The organism is Micromonospora sediminicola (assembly GCF_900089585.1).
Lineage (GTDB): Bacteria > Actinomycetota > Actinomycetes > Mycobacteriales > Micromonosporaceae > Micromonospora > Micromonospora sediminicola.
Window position 1 is genome coordinate 1,388,078 of the sequence record NZ_FLRH01000003.1, and the last position, 12,327, is coordinate 1,400,404.

General features: G+C 73.0%; 15 protein-coding genes and 1 pseudogene. 8 read left to right on the plus strand and 8 right to left on the minus strand.

Annotation, left to right across the window (positions count from 1 at the left end):
- Positions 1–21: 21 nt before the first annotated feature.
- Positions 22–534: a methylated-DNA--[protein]-cysteine S-methyltransferase gene (locus GA0070622_RS07150; protein WP_091570569.1), complete on the minus strand. Its 513-nt coding sequence runs from the start codon at positions 532–534 to the stop codon at positions 22–24.
- On the minus strand, positions 531–1,982 hold the full coding sequence (locus GA0070622_RS07155; RefSeq protein ID WP_091570573.1) for a DNA-3-methyladenine glycosylase 2 family protein: 1,452 nt from the start codon (positions 1,980–1,982) through the stop codon (positions 531–533). The genes GA0070622_RS07150 and GA0070622_RS07155 overlap by 4 nt, the downstream gene beginning before the upstream one ends.
- 242 nt (positions 1,983–2,224) lie before the next feature.
- On the opposite strand from GA0070622_RS07155, the gene GA0070622_RS32995 reads away from it, so the two are divergent.
- Positions 2,225–2,677: a hypothetical protein gene (locus tag GA0070622_RS32995; RefSeq protein ID WP_245666138.1), complete on the plus strand. Its 453-nt coding sequence runs from the start codon at positions 2,225–2,227 to the stop codon at positions 2,675–2,677.
- 53 nt (positions 2,678–2,730) lie between these two features.
- Here the strand turns inward: GA0070622_RS32995 and GA0070622_RS07160 are convergent.
- A pseudogene (locus tag GA0070622_RS07160) lies at positions 2,731–3,552 on the minus strand (EamA family transporter); the annotation flags it as partial.
- 93 nt (positions 3,553–3,645) lie between these two features.
- Between GA0070622_RS07160 and GA0070622_RS07165 the strand changes: the two are divergent.
- From GA0070622_RS07165 to GA0070622_RS07195, 7 genes are all read left to right on the plus strand, one after another.
- Positions 3,646–4,158, plus strand: a complete 513-nt coding sequence (locus GA0070622_RS07165; RefSeq protein WP_091570581.1) for a MarR family winged helix-turn-helix transcriptional regulator — start codon at positions 3,646–3,648, stop codon at positions 4,156–4,158.
- A 30-nt stretch (positions 4,159–4,188) separates the two neighbouring features.
- Positions 4,189–4,935, plus strand: a complete 747-nt coding sequence (locus GA0070622_RS07170) for a Type 1 glutamine amidotransferase-like domain-containing protein (RefSeq protein ID WP_091570585.1) — start codon at positions 4,189–4,191, stop codon at positions 4,933–4,935.
- A 58-nt stretch (positions 4,936–4,993) separates the two neighbouring features.
- On the plus strand, positions 4,994–6,079 hold the full coding sequence (gene ychF / locus GA0070622_RS07175) for a redox-regulated ATPase YchF (RefSeq protein ID WP_091570589.1): 1,086 nt from the start codon (positions 4,994–4,996) through the stop codon (positions 6,077–6,079).
- Between the two features lie 205 nt (positions 6,080–6,284).
- On the plus strand, positions 6,285–6,701 hold the full coding sequence (locus GA0070622_RS07180) for a peptidoglycan-binding domain-containing protein (RefSeq protein WP_091570592.1): 417 nt from the start codon (positions 6,285–6,287) through the stop codon (positions 6,699–6,701).
- 346 nt (positions 6,702–7,047) lie between these two features.
- A complete protein-coding gene (locus GA0070622_RS07185) occupies positions 7,048–7,323 on the plus strand; it encodes a zinc finger domain-containing protein (RefSeq protein WP_141684538.1) in 276 nt (91 codons plus the stop codon).
- A gap of 120 nt (positions 7,324–7,443) precedes the next feature.
- The gene (locus GA0070622_RS07190; RefSeq protein WP_091570598.1) at positions 7,444–8,532 is read left to right on the plus strand and encodes a hypothetical protein; all 1,089 of its coding nucleotides are present in this window, start codon (positions 7,444–7,446) and stop codon (positions 8,530–8,532) included.
- Positions 8,533–8,597: 65 nt separating this feature from the next.
- A complete protein-coding gene (locus tag GA0070622_RS07195; RefSeq protein WP_245666139.1) occupies positions 8,598–9,266 on the plus strand; it encodes an HAD family hydrolase in 669 nt (222 codons plus the stop codon).
- 81 nt (positions 9,267–9,347) lie between these two features.
- Here GA0070622_RS07195 and GA0070622_RS07200 read toward each other — a convergent pair whose 3' ends face one another.
- The 5 genes from GA0070622_RS07200 to GA0070622_RS07220 form a co-directional block, all read right to left on the minus strand.
- Positions 9,348–9,842, minus strand: a complete 495-nt coding sequence (locus tag GA0070622_RS07200) for a GNAT family N-acetyltransferase (protein WP_091570604.1) — start codon at positions 9,840–9,842, stop codon at positions 9,348–9,350.
- Between the two features lie 99 nt (positions 9,843–9,941).
- Positions 9,942–10,673: a class I SAM-dependent methyltransferase gene (locus tag GA0070622_RS07205; protein ID WP_091570608.1), complete on the minus strand. Its 732-nt coding sequence runs from the start codon at positions 10,671–10,673 to the stop codon at positions 9,942–9,944.
- A 51-nt stretch (positions 10,674–10,724) separates the two neighbouring features.
- Entirely contained in the window at positions 10,725–11,441 is a 717-nt protein-coding gene (locus GA0070622_RS07210; protein ID WP_091570612.1) for a SanA/YdcF family protein, read from the minus strand.
- Positions 11,442–11,465: 24 nt separating this feature from the next.
- Complete coding sequence (locus GA0070622_RS07215) at positions 11,466–11,828, minus strand: PH domain-containing protein (protein ID WP_091570616.1); 363 nt, start codon at positions 11,826–11,828, stop codon at positions 11,466–11,468.
- 31 nt (positions 11,829–11,859) lie between these two features.
- Positions 11,860–12,168, minus strand: a complete 309-nt coding sequence (locus GA0070622_RS07220; protein WP_091570621.1) for a 4a-hydroxytetrahydrobiopterin dehydratase — start codon at positions 12,166–12,168, stop codon at positions 11,860–11,862.
- Positions 12,169–12,327: the final 159 nt, after the last annotated feature.

Consider the following 12,327-nt stretch of genomic DNA (forward strand, 5'->3'; position numbering starts at 1 on the left):
CCGGGGGCGACGGTTCGGCTGTCAGCTAGCCGTCACCCGTCCCTCATGCCCGAGAAGCCACTTCTTCACGTCGAGCCCCCAGCGGTAGCCGCCGAGCGTGCCGTCGGTGCGCAGCACCCGGTGGCAGGGCACGAAGAGCGCGGCGGCGTTGCGCGCGCAGGCCGCCGCGGCGGCCCGGACGGCGGCCGGTCGCCCGGCCAGCGCGGCGAAGCCGGTGTAGGTCACCGGGTCGCCCGGCTTCACGTCGCGCAGCACCCGCCAGGCGTGCGTCAGGAAGAGGCCGTCGGTGTGCTGCTCCACCGGGATCGCGTCGATCGCGGTGAGGTCACCGTCGAGGTAGGCGCGCACGGCGGCGGTCACCGGGCCGAGGTCGCCCCGCTCCCGCAGGTCACCGCGCAGGCTCGGATGCGTCAACGGCACCAGGGCCGCCGGGTCGGCGGTGAAGCCGGCCGCGCGTACCGACCCGTCGGGGCCGGCGAGCACGCTCAGCGGGCCGGCGGGGGTGTCGATGACGGTGCTGTCCACAGTGCTCATGCCGCTCTCCAGAGTCGGATCGTCGCGTACGACCGCCAGGGGCGCCAGCGGTCGGCGTAGGCGTGCAGGGTCTTCGGGTCGTCGGGCAGGCCGAGCGCGGCCGCGCCCCGGCGGACGCCCAGGTCGGTGGCGAGCACGACGTCGGGGTCGCCGAGCGCCCGCATGGCCAGGTAGCCGGCCGTCCACGGCCCGACACCGGGCACTGCGGCAAGCTGCCGCGACGCCTCCTCGCGGTCGCCTCCGGGCTCCAGGTCCAGCTCGCCGTCGGCGACGGCCCGGGCCAGCGCCCGGATCGTCTCCCGTCGGGCCCCGGGCATCCGGAACGCCGTGTCCGGCGCGGCCAGCACCTCGGCCGGGGTCGGAAAGGCCCGCAGGCCGCCCGCCGGTTCCTCGGCCACGCCCGGGTCGGCGGGCGGGACGGCGGCGAGGAGGCGGGTGAGGGTGGTGCGGGCGGACCGGAGCGAGACCTGCTGGGTGGTGACGGCGCGCACGGCCAGCTCGAAGCCGTCGACCGCGTGCGGGAGCCGGACGCCGGGCTCGGCGGCGACCGCCGGGGCCAGGGCCGGGCCCTCGGCAAGGGTGGCGTCGACCGCGACCGGGTCCGCGTCCAGGTCGAGCAGGCGTCGGCAGCGGGCCACCGCGGGCGCCAGGTCCCGCATGTCGGCCAGCCGCAGCGTGGCGGCCACGTGGCCGTCGACCGGGGCCAGCGTCACCGTGGCGGAGCCGTGCGGCAGCCGCAGCGCGCGGTGGTAGGCGCCGTCCCGGACCTCCTCGACGCCGGGCAGCGCGCGCAGCGCGAGGAAGTCGAGCAGCGCTCCGGCGTGCAGGGGCGGCCGGTGGGCCAGCCGCAGCGTGACCGTGCCCGCCCCGCCGGCCGCGCGCCGCCCGCTCCGGCCGGCCCGCAGCTCGGACGGGGTGACGCCGTACACCTCGCGGACCGTGTCGTTGAACTGCCGGACGCTGCCGAACCCGGCGGCGAACGCCACCTCGGCGAGGCCGAGGCCGGTGGTCTCGACGAGGATCCGCGCGGTCTGGGCGCGTTGCGCCCGGGCCAGCGCGAGTGGACCGGCGCCCAGCTCGGCCCGGAGCATCCGGTGCAGGTGCCGCTCGGTGTAGCCGAGCCGGGTGGCCAGGCCGGGCACCCCGTCGCGGTCGACCACGCCGTCGGCGATCAGCCGCATCGCCCGGCCGACCACGTCGGCCCGAACGTCCCACTGCGGGGAACCCGGCGCGGCGTCCGGCCGGCACCGGCGGCAGGCCCGCAGACCGGCGCCCTGTGCCGCGGCGGCGGACGGGAAGAACCGGACGTTCTGCCGCTTCGGGGTCATCGCCGGGCAGGACGGCCGGCAGTAGATCCCGGTCGAGGTCACACCGGTGTAGAACCAGCCGTCGAACCGCGGGTCGCGGCTGTCGACGGCCCGGTAGCACCGCTCGAAGTCCAACTCCATGCACCGATCCTGCCTCGCAGGTCCGACGCTCGGCTGGCGGGTTTCGGACGTGAGTGCCGGCGGTCGCGCCAGTTCGGCGAGGTGGCGGGGTCCCCGCTTCCCGGATGCCGCCACCCCGGCGAGGTGGCGTGGATCTTGGCGATCGATGCGAGAAACTGTCGTAAGTGGTCGGTACGGTCCTCGCCACCAACTCAAGAAAAGGTGCGGGGCATGGCGAGCGTGGCCGGGCGGGGTGTCCGCTGATGCGATCGGGGCGAGCACGGCTGGACGCCGCGGTGGTGCAGGGCTTCTACGACCGGATGCGGGCGGTGGCGCCGGCCGCCTACGGTGCGATCGAACGGGACCGGGCCGACGACCCGGGGCGGCCGTTCGCCGACACCGCCTGTGGTCGGCTGGCCGGCTCGCTCGACCCGGCCGGGCTGCGCGCGCTCGGCATGTGGGCGCACCACTGGTGCATGCGTTTCTACGACGACGACACCCGGGTCGGCCTGCGTCTGGTCCGGGAGATCGCGGCCCGGCCGGGCCTGGGCTGGTCCGCCGACGAGGTGCGCTGGCTGCTCGACCGGTCGCACGCGGCCGGGCCCGCCGCCGCGCACCGTTTCACGCTGCCGTTCGCCGCGGCGGCGGAGCTGCCGCCGGGCGCCCTGCCCGAGGGGGTGGCGACCGACGACTGGCGCCGGTTGCTGGCCGGCTGACGGTGCCGCCGTCCGCCGCCGGCGCGCCCCGGGAGCTGACCGAGCACCATGGCGGCGACCGCCACCGCGAACCCGGCGAGCTGGGCCGGGCCCAGCGCCTCCCCGAGCACCAGCCAGCCGAGCGTCGCGGCGGTCAGCGGGCTCAGCGCGCCGAGCACCGACACCCGGGTGGCCGGCAACCGCGCCGCCCCCCGGAACCACAACGCGTAGGCCAGCGCGGTGCCGACCAGCCCGAGCCAGGCGTACCCGAGCAGGGCCGGGCCGTCCGGCGCGGGCGGGGCGCCCTCCACGGCGGCCGCGACCGGCAGGATCAGCAGGCCGCCGGCGACGAGCTGCCAGCTGGTCACCGTCAGCGTGCCCACCCCGGACGGCCGGCCCCAGCGGCGGGTGAGCACCAGCCCGGCCGCCATGGCCGCGGTGCCGGCCAGGCCGGCGGCGAGGCCGAGCGGGTCGAGGCCGGCGTCCGGCCGCAGCACCACGAGTCCCACGCCGGCCGGGGCGGCGACCGCCGCGAGCAGCGCCGGTCGGCCGGGCCGGTCCCGGAGCAGGGCGACGGTGAGCGCAACGACCAGCAGCGGCTGCACGGCCCCGAGCACGGCCGCGGTGCCGCCGGGCAGCCGGTACGCGGCCACGAAGAGCAGCGGGAAGAACGCCCCGATGTTGAGCGCGCCGAGCAGGGCGGCCCGGCCCCACCACACGCCGTGCGGCCGTCGGCGGGTGAGCGCCAGCAGGAGCAGGCCGGCCGGCAGGGCGCGGACGGCGCCGGACCACAGCGGCCGGTCGGCGGGCAGCAGCTCGGCGGTGACCAGGTAGGTGGTGCCCCAGGTGATCGGCGCCAGGGCGGTGAGCGCGACGTCGCTGCGCCGGTGGGTCATGGGAACTCCTTACCTCGCCACTAATTTGCTTAGCCCTAAGATAGTTAGGGCCGAGGAAAAGGGGAAGTGCGAGGTGCGGCACAATCGGCAACCGTGGCAACGGACGAGGTGGACCTGATCGTCGAGCAGTGGCGCCGGGAACGCGCCGGCATGCGACCCGAGCCGATGGCCGTCTTCGGTCGCATCTACCGGCTCGCCCGGCTGGTCGGCGACCGCCAGGAGAAGGTGTACGCCGGCTGGGGCATCGGCCGCGGCGAGTTCGACGTGCTCGCCGCGCTGCGCCGCTCCGGACCGCCGTACACCCTGGCGCCGAAGGCGCTCGCCGGCTCGCTGATGCTGACCTCCGGCGGGATGACCGGCCGGCTCGACCGGCTGGAACGGGCCGGGCTGGTCCGGCGCGCGCCCGACCCGGCGGACCGGCGGGCCCTGCGGGTCAGCCTCACCGAGACCGGTCGCCGGGTGGTCGAGGAGGCGGCCGAGGCCGGGCTGGAGGTGCAGCGGCGGATCCTCGACACGCTGCCCCCCGCCGACCGGGAGCGGCTGGCCGACCTGCTGCGTGCCCTGCTGGCAGGGGCCGAGGCGGAGCCGCCGGATCGGGCAGGATGATCTCGGACGCCAACGACCGGAAGGACGGGCATGCCTGCCACCGAACCGACCATCGTCGCCACCAGCATGGGTTTCTTCAGCCGCCGCCGCGGGCCGTGGGACGCCCGGCCGAGCCAGCTCTTCCCGCTGATGGCCGAGCTGGCCCGGGCCGGTGACGCCCCCCGGATCTGCTACCTGGGTCAGGCCGTCGGCGACCAGCCGACCGGTTACACGGTGTTCTACGGCGCGTTCGCCAACACCCCGTTCCGCCCGTCCCACCTGGCGCTCTACCCGATGCCGAACGTCGAGGACATCCGCGCCCACCTGCTCGCGCAGGACGTCGTCTGGGTGGGGGGCGGAAGCGTCGCCAACCTGTGCGCGGTGTGGCGGGTGCACGGCCTGCCGGAGATCCTGCACGAGTGCTGGCAGGCCGGTGTGGTGCTGGCCGGGGTCTCCGCCGGCTCGATCTGCTGGCACGTGGGCGGCGCCACCGACAGCTACGGACCGACCCTGCGGGCCTTCACCGAGGGGCTGGGCTGGCTCCCGTACGGCAACGGCGTGCACTACGACAGCGAGGAGCAGCGCCGGCCGCTGATGCACCGACTGGTCGCCGACGGCACGCTGCCGACCAGCCACTGCACGGACGACGGCGTCGGGCTGATCTACCGGGGCACCCGGCTGGCCGAGGCGGTGGCCGACCGTGAGGGCGTGGCGGCGTACGAGGTGAGCCGCGCCGAGGACGGCACCGCGCGGGAGACCCGGATCGAGCCGCGCCTGCTGCCCGCCGTGCCGGTCTGAGCGGGCCGCCGGACCTGCCTGCCGGTCACCGGCCGCGAGGCGCGTAAGCTGGTTCGTCGTGAGTCTCACCATCGGCATCGTCGGCCTGCCCAACGTGGGCAAGAGCACCCTGTTCAACGCGCTGACCAAGAACGACGTGCTCGCCGCGAACTACCCGTTCGCCACGATCGAGCCGAACGTCGGCGTGGTCGGGCTGCCCGACGAGCGGCTGGCCACGCTGGCCGAGATCTTCTCCTCGCAGAAGGTGCTGCCGGCGCCGGTCTCGTTCGTCGACATCGCCGGCCTGGTGCGGGGCGCCTCGAAGGGGCAGGGCCGGGGCAACGCGTTCCTGGCCAACATCCGCGACGCCTCGGCGATCTGCCAGGTGGTGCGCGCCTTCTCCGACCCGAACGTGGTGCACGTCGACGGCAAGGTCTCCCCGGCCGACGACATCGAGACGATCAACACCGAGCTGATCCTGGCCGACCTCCAGACGCTGGAGAAGGCGCTGCCCCGGTTGGAGAAGGAGGCCAAGCTCCGCAAGGACCGGGCCGCCGCCGTCGAGGCCGCCAAGAAGGCCGCCGAGGTCCTGGACAACGGCGTCACGCTGTACGCCGGCGCCGCCGCCGCCAAGGTCGAGCTGGAGCACCTGCGTGAGCTGCACCTGCTCACCACCAAGCCGTTCCTCTACGTCTTCAACGTCGACGAGGCGGAGCTGGGCAACGCCGAGTTCCTCGACGAACTGCGCGGGCTGGTCGCCCCGGCCGAGGCGGTCTTCATGGACGCCAAGATCGAGTCCGAGCTGGTGGACCTGCCCGAGGAGGAGGCCCGCGAGCTGCTGGAGTCGATCGGGCAGTCCGAGCCGGGCCTGAACCAGCTGGTCCGGGTGGGCTTCCGGACGCTCGGGCTCCAGACGTACCTGACCGCCGGCCCCAAGGAGGCGCGGGCCTGGACCGTCCCGGTCGGCGCGACCGCGCCGGAGGCCGCCGGGGTGATCCACAGCGACTTCCAGCGCGGCTTCATCAAGGCCGAGGTGGTCTCCTACGACGACCTGGTCGCGGCCGGATCGATGGCGGCGGCGAAGGCCGCCGGCAAGGTCCGGATCGAGGGCAAGGAGTACGTCATGCAGGACGGCGACGTGGTGGAGTTCCGCTTCAACGTCTGAGTCCCGCGGGGCGAACCGCCGCGACCCGGCGTAAAAGTGGATCGCTTGCAGCACATGCGCATATTGGCTGGCAAACCGATCGATTCCATCACGCAAATTCTCGTGTGGTCCTTCTTGATTCCGTCCGCCTTTCCGGCTTAAGGTTTTGACGCCGGGCAATGTATTTGAACGGCCCGGCGTCACTTCCACGGGGGAAGGAATCGCCATGCGATACGGAATCGCCATCGCCATGTCCGCCGCCTTGATCGTCGGTGCCGCGACGCCGGCGTCCGCCGCTCCGATCGGGACCGCCGCCCTGTCGACGTGCAACAACTGGCGGTCGTACAACGGAGCCGACGTGCCGTCCTACGGCACCAACATCAGCTGTGTGATGCGCCGGGGCAACACGGGCAAGGGCGTCTTCCAGCTCCAGGTCACCATGAACGTCTGCTACGACTACGTCCTCGCCATCCAGGGCGTCTACCCGCTGACCGCGGACAGCCAGTTCGGCCCGAGCACGGAGAAGGCCCTGCGGGCGGTCCAGCGGGCGGTGAGCGAGACCGACGACGGCATCTACGGCCCGGCGACGCGCAACGCGATGCTCCACCAGGGCTCGAATGGCGCCGGCTGCAAGTTCATCTGAGTTTCTCCGATGATGCGCCGTCGTCTTCTCCGGGCGGCGGCGCAGATTCGCGCCCGTGCTTTTTGCGCTCGCTCGATCCCACCGGAAGAACCGATTACCGCAATGTGGTCCGCTGTTCCTGCCAGCGACCAGAATTGACCCCCACCCGGGTTGCGCTCGATGGGTTGGGGTCGGGATGCGGCCCGACCGTGGACGTGAACTCCTCGACCGAGCGAGCGGGTGCGGGTCCGGAGCGTCGGTGGCCCGCGGGGCGGATGACGAGGTGCCAACGGGGCGACGGCGGGTATACCCGACGATACGGATCGACATAGACGAGCCGAGGGCCGCCGAGCAGTTCTGGGAGGGCATGCGGGAGGTGGCTGCCAGTGCCGCCCGACACCAGGACCGCGATCTCTACCGGTCTCTCGTCAAGATCGGTCGGGCGGCGCTGGCCCAGGGCGCGGAACTCGTCCCGTCCTGCGGCCTGTTCCTACCGTGTCCGGTCTGCGACTCCCTGCCCGGCGAACGGTGCATCAACGTGCCCGGTCAGCCGCTGGACGACGCCACCCTTCACCCCCAGCGCGTCCAGATGGCGGAGCGGGCGCTGCGGGGAGAGGTGCCGCTGCCCTCGCCCCTCGGCTGACCGGGCGCCGCACTCGCGCTGACCGGCTGCCGCGTCGGCTTCATGGACGGGTCCACAGTGTAGAGACTCGGCCCGTCGGGGGATGGGAGGGCGAGCCCCGGGTGCACTAGCCTGCGGCGCATGCGGACCGAGCGCGGGGTACGTCGATCTCTGCTGGCCGCCCTCGTCCTCACGGTGACCAGCATCGTCGTGAACTACTCGACGTCCCAGGTGCCCGCCTTCCTGGCCGGGAACCTGTGGATCGCGTGGACGCTGACCGTCCTGTGCGTCGTCGGTTACCTGGTGCTGGAGTTCCGGCCCGCCGTCGATCCGGCGGAACTGGGACAGGTCAGCCCGCGGGTGCGGCGACGTCACCTGCGTCCCGCTCTCGAACTGGACGCGATTCCTGTCGCGTCCAACGTCCGGATCAGCGCGGTCGAATACGGCGAGGGCCCGCAGAAACGGGTGCTGGTCCCGGGCCGGGACCTGTGCGTCCTACCGGCCGACTGGTCGCTGGCCGCCGCGGGGGCGGCGAACGCTGGCCGGCTCGACCTGCACACCGCCCTGACCGGGACGGACCTCGCCCGCGCCACGCCGCTGCCACACCGGTTCGTGGTGCGCGGCACGTGTCGCGCGGCAGCCACCGTCGTCCTGCACATCATCACCGACCTCGCCTACCTGCAAGCTGTGTCCGGGCGGCCCCCGCAGCGACGCTTCGCCGCGGTCGGCCTGCTCGACCGCGGCGGCATACTGCCCTACGTCGACGGAGTGGCCCTGCACAGCGGGCACGTCGAGGTGGCGCGATCGACTGGTACACCGGGGCTGGTCGTCGCGGTCGAGTGCGTCGGTGGCCGGCCGGTGTCACGCACGCCCTACCTTCTCGTCGTCCGTGCCGGAATCCGCTACCCCGAGGACGTCTGGCTGTCACCGGCGACCGGTCGTCCGCTCCTGTCGGGTCCGGACCCGGAACGCGCCCGGGTGGCGTTCGAGTCGCCGCAGCCGAACGGGCTGGCGACCGACATGTTCGCTTGCGACCTCGACGGCCGACGGATGAACAACCTGACCCGCAAGAGCGTCGACAGCTACGACGGTTTCGGGGACGGCACCCAGGTGACGTGGGTGGACCAGACGCACCTGCGGGTGTTCTCGGAGCTGGCTCCCGACCAGAGCACGCGCATCGTCCAGGACCGGGTCGAGGGGCGGAGTCGCCACGGCGACGAGGTGCGGTAGCGGTCGGGTGCGGTCAGGAGCATCATGGTCCCACGGGAGTCGTCCCGCTGATCTAGCTTGGTCCGGTGGCTTCGAAACCCGTGACGACCGTCCTGTTCGACTTCGCGTGGACCCTGTTCGCCAGAGACCCGGACCGCTGGGTCGGCAGCGCCGCGGCACTGATCGGCCGGGAGGTGGCCGCCGGTGACGCTCAGCGCATCACCGCGGATTTCGCCGAGATGTTGCGGGCAACGGCTGCGGACCCCGCTCATGTTGCCCGCGACCTGGACCCGCAGGTGTGGGACCGGGCGATTCTGGCCGTCCTGCAGCAGATCCGTGGGGTGGACCTGCCGTTCGCGCGAGCCCTGCACGAAACGCACGCCGAAGCACTCGAGCCGTACGCGGACACGTCCTCCACTCTCGCTGCCCTCAGCGCCCGCGGTATTCGTCTTGGCGTGGTGAGCAACACCGGCTGGGACATTCGCGAATGCTTTGCCCGGCACGGACTGGACCGCTACATCGACGCATACGTGCTTTCCTACGAGGTCGGCTTCATCAAGCCCGACGTGCAGATCTGGCGCACCGCACTCGACGCCCTGGGGGCACAGCCGGATCGGACGCTGATGGTCGGCGACCATCCCAGCGGCGACGGTGGTTCCGTGGCCGCCGGCATACCGGCCCTGGTGCTACCGATGACGAGTTCGCCGGCCCAGCTTCGCGGATTCCACCACGTGCTGACGTTGGCCGGCATGTGAGATCGATGCGGCTCCTGATTGTCGACGTTGCCCCGCGTACTACCCGGAGGGCACCGAGTTCCGCGTCGCCTGACGCCCCGGTCAGTCGATCCGCGGGCTGCGCCGTTCGATCAGCGTGACGTCCCGCCACACGCCGTGGTGCCGGCCGATCCGCTGCCGGGTGCCGACCACCCGGAACCCGCAGCGCTCGTGCAGGGCGAGGCTCGCGGTGTTCTCCGGGAACACACCGGACTGGATGGTCCAGATGCCGGCCGCCTCGGTGGAGGCCGCCAACGCGTCCAGCAGGGCCCGGCCGACGCCCCGCCCCCGCGCCCCGGGGTGCACGTAGACGGAGTGCTCGACCACGCCGGCGTAGACGCAGCGGTCCGAGACCGCCGAGCAGGCCACCCAGCCGAGCACCTGCCCGGCCGGGTCGAGCGCCACCCACCGGTGCCCGGGCAGCCGGGTGGCGGTGAACCGGGACCAGTCGGGCGGCTCGGTCTCGAACGTGGCGTCCCCCTCGGCGATGCCGAGGCGGTAGATCTCCAGCACGGCGTCGGCGTGCGTGTCGTCCATCGCGGCGACGGTGACGGTCATCGACCCCTCCTGACCCTGTGGCGGCCGAGGCCCGGCCGCGCCAGCGTAACCGGCACGACCGAGGGCCGGGAGGAACGGTCCCGGCCCTCGGCGTGGCCGCTACCGGTTCCGGTAGACCGAGATGTGCGCCCGGCTGTCGGCGTCGAACGGGGTCCGGTCCCAGTCCGCGTACCGCTCGGCGAGGCGCAGCCCGGCGCGTTCCGCCATCTCGTCGATCTGCTCCGGCCAGGCGTAGCGCATGGCGAACGGCCTGAGGTGCACACCGTCGGCGTCGAACGTGACGGTCTGCCGCACGAACGTCTGCGCCGCCCGGTCGTACCGGTGCAGTCGGATGGTGGCCGAGTCCTCGGTCACCTCCCGGACCTGGACCTGCTCGTCCCGGTCGAAGTCGGCCGGGTCGGGCACGTAGGTCTCGACCACGAACGCCCCGCCGGGGGTCAGCACCCGGGCGACGTTGCGGAAGCAGGCCGCCTGGCGCTCGGCGTCGACCAGGTTGAACAGCGTGTTGAACACCAGGAAGACCAGACGGTACGGCCCGGCCACCGGGACGTCCGCCATGTCGCCGATGGTGACCGGCATGTGCTCGCCGCCCGGCTTGGCGCGCAGCTGCGCCACCATCTCCGGGGACGCCTCGACGCCCTCCACGGTGAGGCCGCGGGCGGCCAGCGGCAGCGCCACCCGGCCGGTGCCGACGGCCAGTTCGAGCACCGGGCCGCCGTCGGCCAGCGGGGCGAGGAAGTCGACAGCGGGAGCGGGGTCGGGATTGCCCGGGCCGTCGTAGGTGGCGGCCCAGAGCCGGCCGAACAGGCCGGGATCGTCGAAGACGGACATCACGGCAGCAGACCAGCCCTCCGCCACCCGCGACAACCGGATTACCGCGCCTCAGCCGGCCCGCAGGGCGTCGTCGACAGCGGTCTCCCGGCGACCCAGGTGCACCGGGTCGCGGCCGGAGAGCACGTCCGCCGCGGCCTTCACGGCGGCGCCGTACTCCCGGGTCGTGCTGATCCGCCACTGGTCGGCGTACCGGCGGGCGGTGTCGTCGCCGACGCCGTTGGTGTCGATGCCGAGGCGCCGGCAGAGCGTCACCGCGCGGGGCAGGTGGAACGACTGGGTGACCACGGTGGCCTGCCGCACCCCGAAGACGCGTCGGGCCCGGGCGCACGAGTCGTAGGTGTCGAAACCGGCGTGGTCCAGCACCACCCTGTCCGCCGGCACACCGCGCTCGACCAGCCAGCGCCGCATCGCGTCCGGCTCGTCGTAGTCCCAGTTCATGTGGTCGCCGGAGACCAGCACCACCCGGACCTTGCCGGCCGCGAAGAGTTGCCGCGCGATCTCCAACCGGCCGGCCAGGAACGGCGACGGCGTCCCGTCGGGCTCGACCTTCGCGCCGAGCACCAGCGCCACCGGCGCCTCCGGCACGTCGGCGGCGGTGAACACGTGCCCCTCGGCGCCGTCGCGGACCCAGACCACGCTGCCGGCGGTCACGGCGGCCGACAGCACCGCGCCGGCGGCGCCGACCAGGAGGAGCCGGCGGATCAGGCGTACGACCCGCCGGTCGGTGGCCCACCAGGCGCGCCACCGCGCGACTCGTCCCCCCATGGCGGCGATTGTGTCACCGTCCGATCAGGAGATGTGGTGCAGGATCACGTTGTGTACGTGGTGGCTCTTCTCCGAGCCACGGAACTCGACCTCGTAGGTGTGCGTGCCGACGTGCACGGCGATCGCGCCGGTGGAGAAGAACGAGCCGCCCCAGTGCTTGTTGCTCACCACGCTCACGCTGGTGATCTTCGAGTAGGGGATGCTGGTGATGGCGTACCGCTTGCCGACGAAGGAGCGGTCCTGGATGATCACCCGCCGGTCGGTCAGGCCGATGAAGCCGGTGCCGGTGCCGATCGCGTCGTAGACGGCGATGATCTGCTCACCGGGCAGCAGCCCGCTCTGGATCTGCTGGAACTGTTCCTTGCGGTCGTACGTCGGGCCAGACATGTCCTCGACGGTAGGGCAGGCGCGCCAGCGCTCAGCGCTCGGTGACCGCCCGGACGGCGTCCTCGATGCGCGCGGCCAGCAGGACCTCACCCTCGGTGAGTGGTTCGTCGTCGCCGTGCCCCACCTTGATCTGGGTGCGGTCGGCCCGGCGGCTGATCTCGGGGCGCAGCCGCAACGCGTCGGCCACCACTGCCACCCGCTCGGTGAGCGCGGCGTGCTGGGTGTCGTCGAGGACGAGCGTGCGGCGGATCTGCTCGCCCTCCCGGGTCCATCCGGACAGCAGGGCGAGCGCGTCGCTGAGGTAGTCGTGCTTCGCCCGGCCGCTGAACAGCACGCGCATCACCGCACCTCCCAGGCGTCGTTGCCGGCTTGTGGCCAAATCGTCGCCATCCCGTGTCCCAGTCGACGCCCTCTAGTTTGTCGCCGCACAGATGGTGTGTCCACGCCCACACTTCCGTGTTCTGTTGGCCTGACGGTCGACTCAGCTACCCAAACCGCC